The 12726-nt window shown below is 66.8% G+C and carries 10 protein-coding genes; 3 read left to right on the top strand and 7 right to left on the bottom strand.

The genetic code is table 11. The features are described from left to right. Positions 1-184: 184 nt before the first annotated feature. Both OG817_RS08070 and OG817_RS08065 read left to right on the top strand, forming a co-directional pair. Positions 185-823 carry a TIGR03085 family metal-binding protein gene (locus tag OG817_RS08070; RefSeq protein ID WP_406053075.1) on the top strand — a complete coding sequence of 213 codons (639 nt, stop codon included), beginning with the start codon at positions 185-187 and terminating at the stop codon, positions 821-823. Between the two features lie 144 nt (positions 824-967). Then, positions 968-3103: an MMPL family transporter gene (locus OG817_RS08065; RefSeq protein ID WP_406053074.1), complete on the top strand. Its 2136-nt coding sequence runs from the start codon at positions 968-970 to the stop codon at positions 3101-3103. A gap of 127 nt (positions 3104-3230) precedes the next feature. Here the strand turns inward: OG817_RS08065 and OG817_RS08060 are convergent, their stop codons facing one another. From OG817_RS08060 to OG817_RS08030, 7 genes are all read right to left on the bottom strand, one after another. After that, positions 3231-4313, bottom strand: a complete 1083-nt coding sequence (locus OG817_RS08060; protein ID WP_406053073.1) for a LacI family DNA-binding transcriptional regulator — start codon at positions 4311-4313, stop codon at positions 3231-3233. A 10-nt stretch (positions 4314-4323) separates the two neighbouring features. Then, on the bottom strand, positions 4324-6288 hold the full coding sequence (locus tag OG817_RS08055; protein ID WP_406053072.1) for a DUF2264 domain-containing protein: 1965 nt from the start codon (positions 6286-6288) through the stop codon (positions 4324-4326). A gap of 46 nt (positions 6289-6334) precedes the next feature. After that, complete coding sequence (locus tag OG817_RS08050; RefSeq protein ID WP_406053071.1) at positions 6335-7243, bottom strand: carbohydrate ABC transporter permease; 909 nt, start codon at positions 7241-7243, stop codon at positions 6335-6337. Beyond that, positions 7240-8178, bottom strand: a complete 939-nt coding sequence (locus OG817_RS08045; RefSeq protein WP_406053070.1) for a carbohydrate ABC transporter permease — start codon at positions 8176-8178, stop codon at positions 7240-7242. The genes OG817_RS08050 and OG817_RS08045 overlap by 4 nt, the downstream gene beginning before the upstream one ends. Next, positions 8175-9467, bottom strand: a complete 1293-nt coding sequence (locus OG817_RS08040; protein ID WP_406053069.1) for an extracellular solute-binding protein — start codon at positions 9465-9467, stop codon at positions 8175-8177. The genes OG817_RS08045 and OG817_RS08040 overlap by 4 nt, the downstream gene beginning before the upstream one ends. Before the next feature lie 121 nt (positions 9468-9588). After that, entirely contained in the window at positions 9589-10581 is a 993-nt protein-coding gene (locus OG817_RS08035; RefSeq protein ID WP_406053068.1) for a hydroxyacid dehydrogenase, read from the bottom strand. Between the two features lie 429 nt (positions 10582-11010). Then, positions 11011-11946, bottom strand: a complete 936-nt coding sequence (locus tag OG817_RS08030; RefSeq protein ID WP_406053067.1) for an NADP-dependent oxidoreductase — start codon at positions 11944-11946, stop codon at positions 11011-11013. A 98-nt stretch (positions 11947-12044) separates the two neighbouring features. On the opposite strand from OG817_RS08030, the gene OG817_RS08025 reads away from it, so the two are divergent. Next, entirely contained in the window at positions 12045-12710 is a 666-nt protein-coding gene (locus OG817_RS08025) for a TetR/AcrR family transcriptional regulator (RefSeq protein ID WP_406053066.1), read from the top strand. Positions 12711-12726 lie beyond the last annotated feature (16 nt).

The following is a 12726-nucleotide window of genomic DNA, read 5'->3' as shown; positions in this document are numbered from 1 at the left end:
CGCCCGAGATGAAACCTGCACGGAGGAGCCACATCACCCGGCACGGTTGATGGCAGCAGTGTGGTTCGGTCACCAGAGGTTGCAGCAGGCCCTCTGGACTCCTGCACTGAGCGCGTGACAGGTTGAAACCTGCACCATGCAGGAGTCCGCCATCGTCAATGGAATGCGGGGTGTGCGGCGCGACATGACATGGGTCGAATGGGAGCGACGCTCCTTCGCGGGCGACTTCCGAGCCGCAGATCCCAATGCGCCGACGCTTTGTGCAGGCTGGACGACGCGACATCTGTGCGCACACCTGGTTCAGCGCGAGCATGCGATCCTGCACAACGTCTGGGACCAGGTGACCACGAAGACGCCCGGCGAGGAGCGGTTCATGCGACGGCTCGTCGACGAAGCCGCAACGCCGGACGGATACGCCGCGCTGGTCGGCAGGTTCGCGGCAGGACCTTCTCGACGCTCGCTGATGGGCCGGTTCGACGAGGCCCTGAATCTCGTGGAGTACGCCATCCACCACGAAGACCTCCGCCGCGGATCCGGTCCGGTTCCGCCTCGCGACATGCCTCCGGCCGAGCTCGACGAGATCTGGCGTCGCGCCCGGCCGATCCTCAAACGGGCCTACCGGAAGGCGCCCGTCGGGGTCGAGCTCGCACCCCAAGGCAGTGCGGTCACTGCTGTACGGAGCGGGCAGAGCACCGTCACCGTGGCCGGCCCACCTCTCGAGCTCCTCCTGCACGCATTCGGCAGACGCAGCGCCGCCGACGTACGAGTCGACGGGTCACCCGACGACGTGAGCTCGTTCACCCGTTGGGCGACCCAAGCCTGAGGTGCCAGGGATGCGAACCGCAACGCCGGCTGTGGTGCAGCCTCACCTCCGACGCTAGGCGAGTCGACGGGTCCGAGTCGTTCGCAAGTGCGCACGGTGTCGTTCCAGTCCGCGAGGGCCGATCAGGGGAGTAGCGTTCGGACTATGGTCGCTGCTCTGGGAAGGCTCGTGGTCCGCGCCCGCTGGTGGGTTATCGCCGCCTGGATCGTGGCCGCCGTAGTCATCGCGATGACCGCCCCCGCCCTGCAGTCCACGCAGGACCAGTCGGAGTTCCTGCCCGGGCACTACGAGTCCGTCAAGGCGCTCACCGTCCAGCAGGACGCCTTTCCCGAGCGCGGTGAGATCGGCGCGATCGTGGTCTTCGACCGCGAGGACGGCGGCCAGCTGACCGCGGACGACCAGGCCAAGGTGTCCTCCATCGCCGAGCAGCTCAACACCAAGGGCTATGACAATCTGGGCACTGCGACCGCTACCCCGGCGGCCGACAACGGGTTGGTGCAGGCGATCTTCGTGCAGGTCAAACCGGGGAAGAACGCCTTCGACCCGGCTGCTATCGAGGACGCCCGGAGCCTGCGCGCCGACCTCGAGCCACTGGTTGAGGGGACCGACCTCCGCGTGGGCGTGACCGGCCCGGCGGCCCAGTCGCTGGACGCCCAGGAGTCGTCCGAGCGGGCGCTCGTCGTGGTCAGCGTCGTGACCCTGTTGCTCATCGTGGTCCTGCTCGCGCTGATCTTCCGTAGCGTCATCGCGTGCGCCCTGCCCATCGTGACCGTCGCCCTGGTCGGGACGACCGCCACCGGGCTCATCGCGGTGGCGAACGAGGCGTTCGATCTCAAGGCCGACAGTTCCATTTCGGTGATCTTGTTCATCGTGCTGTTCGGCATCGGGACCGACTACATCCTGTTCTTCCTGTTCCGTTACCGGGAGGCCCTGCGGCTGGGCTTCGACGGTCGAGGCGCGGTGTCCCACGCTGTCGAGCGGGCCGGTGAGGCGATCGCCTCCGCCGGCGGGGCGGTCATCATCGCCTTCATGGCGATGGTGCTGTCGTCGCTGAGCATCTTCCGCTCGATCGGGCCGGCGCTGGCGATCGCGGTCGCGCTGGCCGTGCTCGCGGCGTTGACGCTGGTCCCCGCGGTCGTCGCAGTCCTGGGGCCAAGAGTCATCTCCTGGCCGTCGAAGAAGTGGATGGTCGCTCCCGAGGCCACCCGGTTCCGCGCCATCGGGCGGTCGGTTGCCGCTCACCCGGTCCGCTTCGCCGTCGTCTCGGCAGGGTCGCTCGCCGTGCTGTCGTTGTTCGCCCTCGGGTTCAACCCGACCTTCAACTTCTCCGACAGCAGCACCGAGAACACGGAGTCGGGCCAGGCGCTGATCACCTTCCAGAAGGGCCAGCCCAGTGGTGCCACCGACCCCACAACGGTGCTGCTGCGCTCTACAGGCGGCCAACGGCTCGATGATGCCGAGCTCAATGCGTACGCCGCCGAGCTAGGCACCGCAGAGGGCGTCGCGTCGGCGGCGCTGGCCGCCCGCACCGATGACGTCGCGGTGTTCACTGTCGTTCTCTCCGACGACCCCACGTCCGACGCGGCGATGGCCAACGTCGAGGGTCCCGTGCGCGACACCGCGCACTCGGCCGCGCCGGACGGGACCGAGGCTCTCGTCGGCGGCACCACGTCGATCTTCGTCGACCTCGACGACGCGATGGCGCGCGACTACTCGATCGTGTTCCCGGTCGCGGCAGTGCTGATCATGATCATCCTGGCGTTGCTGCTGCGCAGCCTCGTCGCGCCGTTCTACCTCATCCTCTCGGTAGGTCTCGGCTTCACCGCCAGCCTGGGTGCGACGGTGCTGGTCTTCCAAGGCCTGTTGGGACAGCAGGGGCTGATCTTCATCCTGCCGATCTACATCTACCTCTTCGTGGTCGCGCTGGGCACCGACTACAACATCTTGATGGTGGCGCGCCTGCGGGAAGAGGCACGGGGAGGGCTCGAGCCGCGGCCCGCGGCGGCCAAGGCGATCGAGCATGCCGGTCCGACGGTGGCGGCCGCCGGCCTGATCCTCGCCGGCACCTTCGCCTCCCTGATGTTCGCCGAAGGTACGTTCTTCAAGTCTTTGGGCTTCTCGTTCTCCCTCGGCATCGCCATGGCGGCCTTCGTGATGGCGCTCTTCCTGACCCCGGCGCTGACCGCACTCATCGGGCACGCCGCGTGGTGGCCCGGCCACGGGGACCAGGCCACCGACACAGTCGAGGAACCCGCCGAGAGGCGCGTCCTGGAGAGCTGACCCGCCGGGATCGGTCTCCGCGAGGAACCCCAAGCCTTGTCCACGAACAGCCATTCCAGCTGCTCGTACTGGCCCGCGGCCCCGACGAGCGTGCCGGCGAAGCGTCCGGCCGGCCCCTTCCCCAAGGTCATCGCGGTTGTCGTTCGGTGGATGTCAGCGGGCGGACCGAGGTGCGGATGACGATGTGGGTGCCGAGGAGTTGACGCTCGCGACCGGAGCCGGGGGCAGGACGTTCCATTGCGAGCCGGACGGCGGCCTTCCCCATCTCCTCGTGCGGCATGTAGACGGTCGTGAGCGGGGGCCACAGCTCCTGGGCGACCGGAATGTTGTCGTAGCCCACCAACGAGACGTCGCCGGGCACGCTCAGGCCTTTCTCGCGCAGCGCGGCGAGCGCACCAGACGCCATCACGTCGTTGTGCGCAAAGATCGCCGTGAACTCCAACCCGCTGTCGAGGGCCTGCTGGCAGCCCTGGAATCCTCCGCTGCGGTCAGCACTGCAGGCGATCCGCAACGACGGATCGACGTCGGCACCGAAATCGTCGTGTGCCTGCAGGTATCCCTCGACCCGGCCGATGGTGGTCGTGGACCGTTCCGGCCCGGTCAAGGTCAGGATCCGGCGGTGCCCCATGGACAGCAGGTGACTCGTCGCGGCGTACGCCCCACCGCGGTTGTCGTACTCGACGACAAGGGCTGGTACGCCGGCCGCGAGCGGGGGACGGCCGCAGAGCACGAGTTGGGAGCCGCGAGCGTGCAGCGCCCGGGCGTGCGCGGCCATCCGGCGCTCGTAGTCCGCGGTGATCTCCACACCGCCGACCAGGATGACCGCCTCGACGTCGTCCTGCTCCTCGAGCCACGCGAACACCTTCTCCTCGCGCCGCAGCTCACCGCCGGTGATGTACACGGAACTGAGGCGGTCGTAGTCACCAGCGGCCTCCGCGACGCCGGTGGCGACCAGGCTGCGCAGTGGGGACACGACGTCCGATACCACCATCGCGATGAGGGACGCGGAGGTGTTGCGTTTCGGTAGCCGTGGAGCCACGACATAGTTCAGCTCCTCCACCGCTCGCAGAACCTTGGCCCGGGTCGATTCAGCGACCGGGTAGTCGCTGGTCAGTGCGCGAGAAGCGGTCGCGACCGAGACCTCGGCGCGCCGCGCCACATCACGTAGCGTCGGTCCGCTCCGGCGCGGAGTGCCCTCGATCTCGGTCATCCAGTACTTCTTACCTGATTCCAGCGAAGATTGCGTCCAGGTCGAACGCCTGTCGCTCATTACCCCAGTCGACGCTGACGACCGAGCCATCGACCGCCGTATCGACGAATTCCTCCACCAGTACGCCGCTGAGCGACGCGGCCGCCACGTAGACCGTGCTCTCCGTCGACGTCGTGCCCACCAACTCGGGAACAACGGCCCATTCGCCATACGCGGTGCCGTACGAGGCCGACGCCGTACCCGCCGCATTCCAGCCGTGCAAGCCGACGAGTCTCGATCGGAGCCCACTCGCCTCGACATCGACCGTTAGTCGTCCGGTCACAACCTCGAAGTCGGACGGGTGGGGCGCCGCCACGGCCCATCCTCCGAGCCGGACCGGCAGGGACGGCGGAATCCAGACGAACCGATGGATCCGCACCTCGAGCGGTCCCTGCACGGCTGTGAGGCTCTCGATCCGCGCGGACGGCAGGACGGGCCCACCTTCAGCGGTGTCGCTGCCTTCCCAGGGCGAGAACCGCGGGAACCTCGGCGTGTGCCAGGAGGCGATCCAGTTCTGTCCGGAGGCGACCTTGTGCATCCTTCGGCGAGCGCTCCAGACGCGTCGGATCCGCACCTGGATGTCGTTGTCTGCCGGGTCGTGCAGGGACGTGGGTCCGGTCCGGGTGGAGTACCCGAACCGCGCGTACAGCGGGTCGGGAGCGCCCGCATCGGCGGCGTCCGGCTTCAGGTGATCGCTGCCATGGTTGTGCACCCTGACGAGGCCGTCGGCGGCGGTGTTCTGGATCAGCAGGCCGACATCCACTGCTTGCACATAGTCGTCGGTGTCTCCCGGGAGCGCGGCCTCGTTCTCTGTCCACACCGGATGGTCAGCCGGGAGCATCAATGCGAGGAACCCCTTCGACGCCCAGTACGGCGAGCCAGGCCCGGAGTACCGCTGGATCGTCGGCAGGTGCTCCGTGTGCCAGCCGAGGGACAGTACGCCGTTGTCCGTGATGGACCCGCGTTCGACGAAGTACCGCAGGCCGGCCGAGAGGACGCGCCGGGTCTGCCCCGGACTCAGCGGGGTGCGGCCGACCGCCTCGCCGAGGGCGACAGCTGCCAGCGTCGCCGTGCGATAGGTCATGCTCCGCCCGTGGTACAACGGTGCACCGTCGCGATCGAAGGTCCGGCCGAACGACTGCAGGAACTCCTCCAACCGATCCCCGTAGCGCTTCTCGAGCTCGGCGACGCCGCGTAGGCGTGCGTGCAGAACCGGGTAGAGATGCATGGCCCAGCCGACGTAGTGGTCGAATGCGTCACCGGCGCCGTCGGAGTACCAGCCCTGTCCGCGGTACCAGACCTCGATCAGCCCGAGCGCGCGGTCGAGCACGTACCGGGTCTGGTCGTCTCCCCGGCCAACGCCTTCGAGGAAGCTCGCGATCGTCGCGGGGAACAGATACCAGTTGTTCGGCGAGGGCTCCCGCTCGATGGTGTCCCGGAACCAGTCGGCCAGACGATCCTGTTCGTCCGGCTTGAGCCTCCCCCACGTGTCGTCCTTGGTGAGATGGAGACTGAGCGCGATCCCAGCTGCCTCGACGTGCGGTTGTCCATCGCGTCCGACATGTCCGACGACCGGCCACGACTCGTTGTCGTCGGCACCGATCGTGCGGGTGCCGGCGACCAGGCCGTCGACGTACTTCTGCAGATGGCCGTTGCGGTCCGCTCTCCCGGCGTGAAGGAAAGCGGCCAGCAGGAATGTACGGGCGAAGCCCTCCAGACCGTCCGTTGCGGGTCCTTGCTGCGACGGACGGCCTGGAAAGTTGATCCGCGCCCCTTCCGGAGAGCGGTAGGCGTCGGCCGAGGTCAGCAGATGGTCGGCGACCGCGATCCAGTGGTCTCTGGTGAGACCGGTGTACGGGCTCAGCGTGCGGTCCTCGGCAGGCAGTACCGAGGCGAGAGGTCCGGAGACTTGCAGCGGAGGCAGTACGGGTTTCATCGGGAACCTTTCGTCCGGAACGCACTCTGGTCGGTGGGAGCCGCGGTCATCCCTTGATCCCCGACGTCGCCATACCCGCGATGAAGTATCGCTGACCGAAGACGAACAACAAGATCATCGGGAGCGTGGCCAAGGCGGACATCGCCATCAGGAACGGCCACTGCACATTGCCCTGTCCCTGGGCGAATGTCGCCAGTCCGAACTGCAGCGGGCGCAGGCTCTCCGAGCTGGTCGCCACCAACGGCCAGATGAAGCCGTTCCAGGCGGACTCGACATTGAAGAGGGCGATGGTGACGAACGCCGGCGCAGCCAACGGCGCCATGATCCGGAAGAAGATGCCGATCTCCGACACCCCGTCGACCCGGGCGGCATCGGCCAGCTCGGCCGGCAACGAGACGAAGAACTGCCGCGCCAGGAAGGTGTACAACGGCGCGGAGACGAACGGCACGATCAACGCGGCCCAGGTGTTGAGCCAGCCCGTGCCGCCGTTGCCGAAAATGTCGTTGCCACCGGCCAACGGTACCCGGCGAACGACGAGGAACAACGGCACGATCAATACCTGGAACGGCACGATCAACAGCACGATGAAGTAGTTCAGGATTCCCTTGCGGCCGCGGATCGGCAACTGCGCCAGCGCATACCCGGCCGCCGTACAGAAGAAGAGCACCGGGATGGTCTGTCCGACCACCACGATCACGCTGTTGCGGAAGTACGTCGCGAACGGCGCCGCCTTGAGCGCGTTCACGTAGTTGCGCCACTCGATCTGGTCGGGCAGCCAGGAGAATCCGTTCACCTCGTTGAGGTTCTTGAACGAGGTGAGGAGCATCCACACAAACGGCACGATCATCAGGAATCCCGCGACGGCCAGGACCACGACGAGCAACGCCTTGGCCGGCGAGACCGACGTCCTGCGGGTCGCGTTTCCACCGGTGGTCGTGGCGGTGGCGCTGCTCATAGGTCCTCCCGGTTGCGCAGGCTCAGGCGGCCGAGGCTGATCAGGATGCCGACGAAGACCAGCATGATGACGGTCTCCGCCGAGGCGTAGCCGATGTGCAGCCGCTCGAACGCGTTGGTGAAGATGTCGAAGGTCAGCACGTTGGTGGCATTGGCGGGTCCACCACCGGTGGTCACATAGATCAGGTCGAAGACCTGGAACGAGCCCGCGATGGACGTGACCAGGACGAAGAAGTGCACCGGGCCAAGGCCTGGCCACGTCACGTTCCAGAACGTCTGCCACCTGGATGCACCGTCCAGCGTCGCCGCCTCCATGAGGTCCTGCGAGATGCTCTGCAACGCGGCCAGGTAGATGATCATCTTTGCGCCCAGCCCTTGCCAGACACCGACGACCATCAGCGCCGGCAGCGCGACGTCGGGGTCGGTCAGCCACCCCGATCTGGCCAGGCCGAAGAACGCCAGCACCTGGTTGCCGAGGCCGGCGGCCGGGTTGTAGATCCACAGCCAGACCGCTGCGACGGCGACGGTCGAGGTGACCACCGGGATGTAGAACAGTGTCCGGAACAGCCCTCGCGCCGGGATCTTCTGGTTCAGCCCCAGAGCCACAGCCAGCGACAAAGCCATCGCGACCGGTACGACGGCGATCGTGTACAGCAGCGTGTTCTTGACCGCATTGACGAACTGCGCGTCCTGGAACAGATCGAGGTAGTTCTTCAGCCCGATCCAGTCGCCCTGCCCAGCCACCCTGGCATTGGTGAAGCTGAGGTAGACCGCCATCAGGCCAGGGATCGCGATGAAGATGACCGAGTGCACCAGGGAGGGTGCCAGCAGCAACCAACCGGCGCGGGCCTTGGCCCCTTCGACGCCGCTGCGGCGGCGCCGGGACGGGCGCGGGCTCGTGGTGACGACCGGCCGTTCGATGGTCTGGGTGGTCATTTGCGCGCCACGGTGTCGAGTTCCTTGAGCACGTCCTGAGGCGACTTGCGGCCGAGGATCACCTCGTCGAGCGACGGACCGAACTTGGCCCGGAAGTCGAGGAAGGTGGCTCCGCCGTACTCGAAGACCGACTTGTCGAGGTTCTTCCAGGCGAACGACCCCGCCGGGTTCGACTTCACGAACGCGCTGTCGCCGGCAGTGCTGCTGATCGGAACACCGACGTCGAGCTTGGAGATCGCCTCCTGCGACTTCTGATCCTGCATCGCGCGGATGAAGGCGAGGGCTGCCTGCGGGTACTTCGTCCCGTCGCCGACGGCGGCGACCCGGCCACCGACGTACATGACCTCCTTGGCGTCCTTCAGGTTGAAGTAGACGAGATCCTTGCACTTCTCGCCGATGCCCTGCGCTTTGGTCGAGCAGTCGACGTACGGGCTGGCGAAGCCCATCGCGGCCTCCCCGGTCGTGACCAGAGCGGTCTTCGCGGTGTTCTGATATCCGTACGTCGAGGACTTGTCGACACTGACCATGTCGTGGATCTGTTGCAGAGCGTCGATTCCGGCCTGACTGTTGAAAGCGGGCTGGCCGTCGGCGGTGAACATCTGGCCGCCCTTGGCTCCCATGAACGCGACGAACTGCTGGCGATAGTTGCTGGCGGGTGCCCAGAAGTCGAAGCCCGTGCGGGTGATCTGGCCCTTGGCGTCGCGTTTGGTCAGCTTCTTGGCGTCTTCACGGAGCTCCGCCAGTGACTGCGGCGGCTTGGTGGGGTCCAGCCCGGCTGCGGCGAACGCACTCTTGCTGTAGGCAAGCAACCGCGGGTTCGCCACGATCGGTACGGCGTACAGCTCGTCGTCGTACTTCATCGGCGGCACGAACGCCGGATAGACCGACTTCTCCAGGTCCTCGGTCTTCACTCCGAGCTTGGTCAGCGACTGAATCGCTCCCAGGTCGGCCAACGGCTGCACCCAGCCGATGCCGGCGCTGACCACGTCGTAGTTCTTGCCGGCCGCGAGCGAGGTGGAGATCTTCTCGTTCAGGTTGTCGTACGGCACGAAGTCCGGCTCGACCTTCATCTGCGGATACGTCTTGTGAAAGATGTCGACGATTCCCTGGAAGACGGCCTGGCCCTCGTTGTTCGCCGGGAAGTTCGGAACAACCACCCGCAGGGTGCCTGTCGCCGTGGCCGGGTCCTGTCCCTCCTCGGCCGTGTCACCACCGGAGGAACATCCGGCGACCGCGGCCATCGCGACGGCCAGAGCCGCCGAGGCTGCGATCTTCAGTCCTCGCTGCATCACTCTTCACCACTTCCTGTCGGCGACCGCACCAGCGGTTCGGTAAACGCTTCCCGACACCATAGGCGTTTCTAGTATCGTTTCGCAATATCTCGGTCATGTCCCTGAAACAGAGAGACGGTCAAGCCATCAGGTCGTAGGTGTCCGGGAGTACTTCGTGCCGCAGGTCGAGGCCGTTCAGGTACCGCCGGATCTCGTCGATGACGATCGCTCCCTGGGTTCGCCGGGAGTGCCAGGTCCTCGCCCCGAGATGCGGGGTCAGCAGTACGTTCGGCAGCTGCCACCACTCCGAGTCGGGTGGCAACGGCTCCTCGTCAAAGACGTCGACTGCGGCGCTCAGGCGTCCACTGCGCACCTCGGCCAGCAGCGCATCGGTGTCGAGCAGAGCCGCGCGGGCCGTGTTGATCACCAGTCCCCCGTCCGGAATCAGCGCCAGAGTCTGTGCGTCGAGCATGTGCCTGGTCTCCTCCCGCACGGGAGCATGCAGAGCCACCACAACCGACTGACTGAGCAGCGTCTCCAGCGGGACCAACCTGGCGCCCAGGCTCTTGGCCTCTTGGTCATCCAGATAGGGGTCGTAGACCAGTACGTCGGAGCCGGCCGCCACCACCAGCCTCAGATAGGCGCGTCCGACCCGGCTGGCGCCGACCACGCCGACAGTGGCGCCCGCGAGCGTCCGCCCCAAACCGAAATCGGCTCCGGTCCAGTCGTGCGCCCCGGCCATCGCCCGATCGATACGGTCCAGATCACGCAGCCGGGCGATCGTCATGTACAGCGCGAGCTCGGCAACGGACTGCGCCATCCCCGCAGACGCCTGGCTCACCCGCACACCACTAGACAGCAATCCTTGTGGCGCCAGCGCACGGATCGTCCCAGCGCTGTGCACGACGAGCCGCAGGCGATCCTCGAGCCCGAGCCGCTCCGGCAACGGCGCAGACCCCCAGCCAGTGATGAGCACCTCCGCCCGCAACCTCGCGTCACTGTCACCATCGACGCTGCCGTCGCCCCTGCGGACGAGACGTCCGATCCCCCTCAGCTTCTGCTCGATCCCATCGCCGAAGAGCTCGGCTTCCAGCGCGCGGGGCAGGTCTACGTACACGACAGGCAGAACCATGATGGCCCTTTCGATGCAGTAACAGATAGAAACGTTTCTACATCGGCGACAATAACACGGCTCGTGTTGCCACCCGACGAGCGCCGGTCACGGCCCCGAGGCCGTTCCGCAAGCGGTGAGCTGACCCCTGCACCTGCCTCTCCTGGAGGCCCCGATTTCGCGTTAGTTGCGGTTGAGTTCATGGCAACTCAACGGCTCGTCGCCCACCACGAGCACCTTTGCGATGCCGGTAGTCGACCGACGGTCGAGCACCTCAGGCAGACGTCGCGACCCGGCGGGGCGATCAGTTGCTGATGGCTGGAGCCGCCTGGAGATAGGTGAGGTCGTCGAGCTGGCCGACGACCAACTGGCCGATCTTTCCGGTGGCACCGAACACCGTGACGTGCATGGACAGCTCCTGGCGAAGGCGTGCCAGTCGGGTGGGCGCGCTCAAACCAGAGTGATGCCGAGCTTGCCGAGCGCTCCGGCGCCGAAGTCAGCGAATGCCTGCGGGGCCTGCTCAAGCGGGTAAGTGGTGGTGACGGGCACCCGCAGACGGCCTGCGGCGACATCGGCGGCCAGGCGTTCCAGGGTCGCGGCGTTCGTGTCGGCCATCACGGCGACGACAGTCAGGTCACGACCCGCGACGGCGTCAGGACCGAAGCCGAGAGTCGAGGCGATCCGGCCGCCTGGTCTCACCAGCTCGGCGACGGCCTGGCCGTCTCCGGCCAGGTGGAGAGCCACGTCGACGCCGCTGGGAGCGACGTCCTTCAGCTGTACTGCGAGGTCAGCCGTGTAATCCACAACGTGAATGTCTGCCCCGAGGGACCGGACGAAGTCTGCGTGTGCGCCGGGCAGGGCGGTGGCGATTATGCGCACGCCGCGGGCCGCGGCGTACTGGATCGCGATCGCGCCGACGCCGCCGGTAGCTCCCACAACGAGGAACGTCTCTCCTTCCGCGGGCTCTACCGCAGCAAGGCTGTCGAGCGCGGCAGCGCCGGCAAGACCGAGGGCCCCAGCGTCGGTGGCCGAGACACCGTCCGGAATGCGCGCTATGCCAGACGCCGCGGGAACGACGACGTACTCGGCCAGCGAGCCCGCACCCAGGAACGGCTTGGCTACGACGCCGAACACGGGATCGCCGACAGCAAACTCGGTCACGCCCTCGCCGACTGCCTCGACAGTGCCGGCGAAGTCCTTGCCGAGAACCAGCGGGAAGCGATGCTCCATCATTCCCTGCACATAGCCGGCGGCAGTGGCCGCGTCGAAGCCGTTCACCGACGACGCCTCGATCCTGACCAGCAATTCACCGGCACCGGCCTGCGGCAGCGGCACGTCGTCCACGGTTGGCGTGGCTGGTACGGAGTGGACGAGCAGAGCGCGCATCGAGAGTCTCCTCAGCGAAGTGGATGGGGTTTTCCGATTCTCTTCCCCACCTTAGCAGCAGAAGTGGATGGGGTATTCCAGTTGGCTAGGATGACGACATGACACCTCCCGCGACTCCTGATGACATCCGGCAGGGACTGCGGACGGACGCCGAACGCAATCGTGCGCGCGTGCTCGCCGCGGCGCGTAGCGTCTTCAGTGAGCAGGGCCTCGAAGTGCCGATGACGGTCATCGCCCGCCAGGCCGGCGTCGGTATCGCGACGCTCTATCGGCGCTTCCCTACTCGTGAGGACCTCATCGGAGCCGTCTTCGACGACCGGATGGATGCCTACGTCGCCGCGATCAGCGAGGCACTCAATGACCCTGACCCGTGGCACGGGTTCACCACCTACGTCGAGCGAGTCTGTGCCATGCAGGCTGCCGACCGCGGCTTCGCCGATCTACTCACCCTGACCTTCCCCACCGCCAAGGCGCTGGAGGCCAAGCGCGACACGGCGTACAAGGGATGGCTCGCCCTGATTACCCGGGCCAAGGACAGCGGACACCTGCGTCCGGACTTCTCCCCGGAGGACCTTCCGGTCCTGCTGATGGCGAACGCGGGCGTCATCAGCGCCACCGGCGACGCCGCGCCCGACACATGGCGACGGCTGGTTGCCTACATGCTCGAGTCGTACGCCGCCGAACCGGTGCGATCCAACGAGCTACCGCCCGCACCAGCCCCCCGCGCCCTCTACCGCGCGATGATTCGCCTCACCCGACGATAAACGGAGTTCTGGTTGA

The organism is Kribbella sp. NBC_00889 (genome assembly GCF_045207705.1).
Lineage (GTDB): Bacteria > Actinomycetota > Actinomycetes > Propionibacteriales > Kribbellaceae > Kribbella.
The sequence above is the reverse complement of the archived record's forward strand: the minus strand, read 5'-3'. Positions and strand labels throughout refer to the sequence as shown.

What these genes read in the sequence shown, in the direction of transcription:
- OG817_RS08070 (WP_406053075.1), top strand. Translation starts at nt 185, where the DNA reads ATGACATGGGTCGAATGGGAGCGACGCTCCTTCGCGGGCGACTTCCGA.
- OG817_RS08065 (WP_406053074.1), top strand. Translation starts at nt 968, where the DNA reads ATGGTCGCTGCTCTGGGAAGGCTCGTGGTCCGCGCCCGCTGGTGGGTT.
- OG817_RS08060 (WP_406053073.1), bottom strand. Translation starts at nt 4,313, where the DNA reads ATGACCGAGATCGAGGGCACTCCGCGCCGGAGCGGACCGACGCTACGT.
- OG817_RS08055 (WP_406053072.1), bottom strand. Translation starts at nt 6,288, where the DNA reads ATGAAACCCGTACTGCCTCCGCTGCAAGTCTCCGGACCTCTCGCCTCG.
- OG817_RS08050 (WP_406053071.1), bottom strand. Translation starts at nt 7,243, where the DNA reads ATGAGCAGCGCCACCGCCACGACCACCGGTGGAAACGCGACCCGCAGG.
- OG817_RS08045 (WP_406053070.1), bottom strand. Translation starts at nt 8,178, where the DNA reads ATGACCACCCAGACCATCGAACGGCCGGTCGTCACCACGAGCCCGCGC.
- OG817_RS08040 (WP_406053069.1), bottom strand. Translation starts at nt 9,467, where the DNA reads ATGCAGCGAGGACTGAAGATCGCAGCCTCGGCGGCTCTGGCCGTCGCG.
- OG817_RS08035 (WP_406053068.1), bottom strand. Translation starts at nt 10,581, where the DNA reads ATGGTTCTGCCTGTCGTGTACGTAGACCTGCCCCGCGCGCTGGAAGCC.
- OG817_RS08030 (WP_406053067.1), bottom strand. Translation starts at nt 11,946, where the DNA reads ATGCGCGCTCTGCTCGTCCACTCCGTACCAGCCACGCCAACCGTGGAC.
- OG817_RS08025 (WP_406053066.1), top strand. Translation starts at nt 12,045, where the DNA reads ATGACACCTCCCGCGACTCCTGATGACATCCGGCAGGGACTGCGGACG.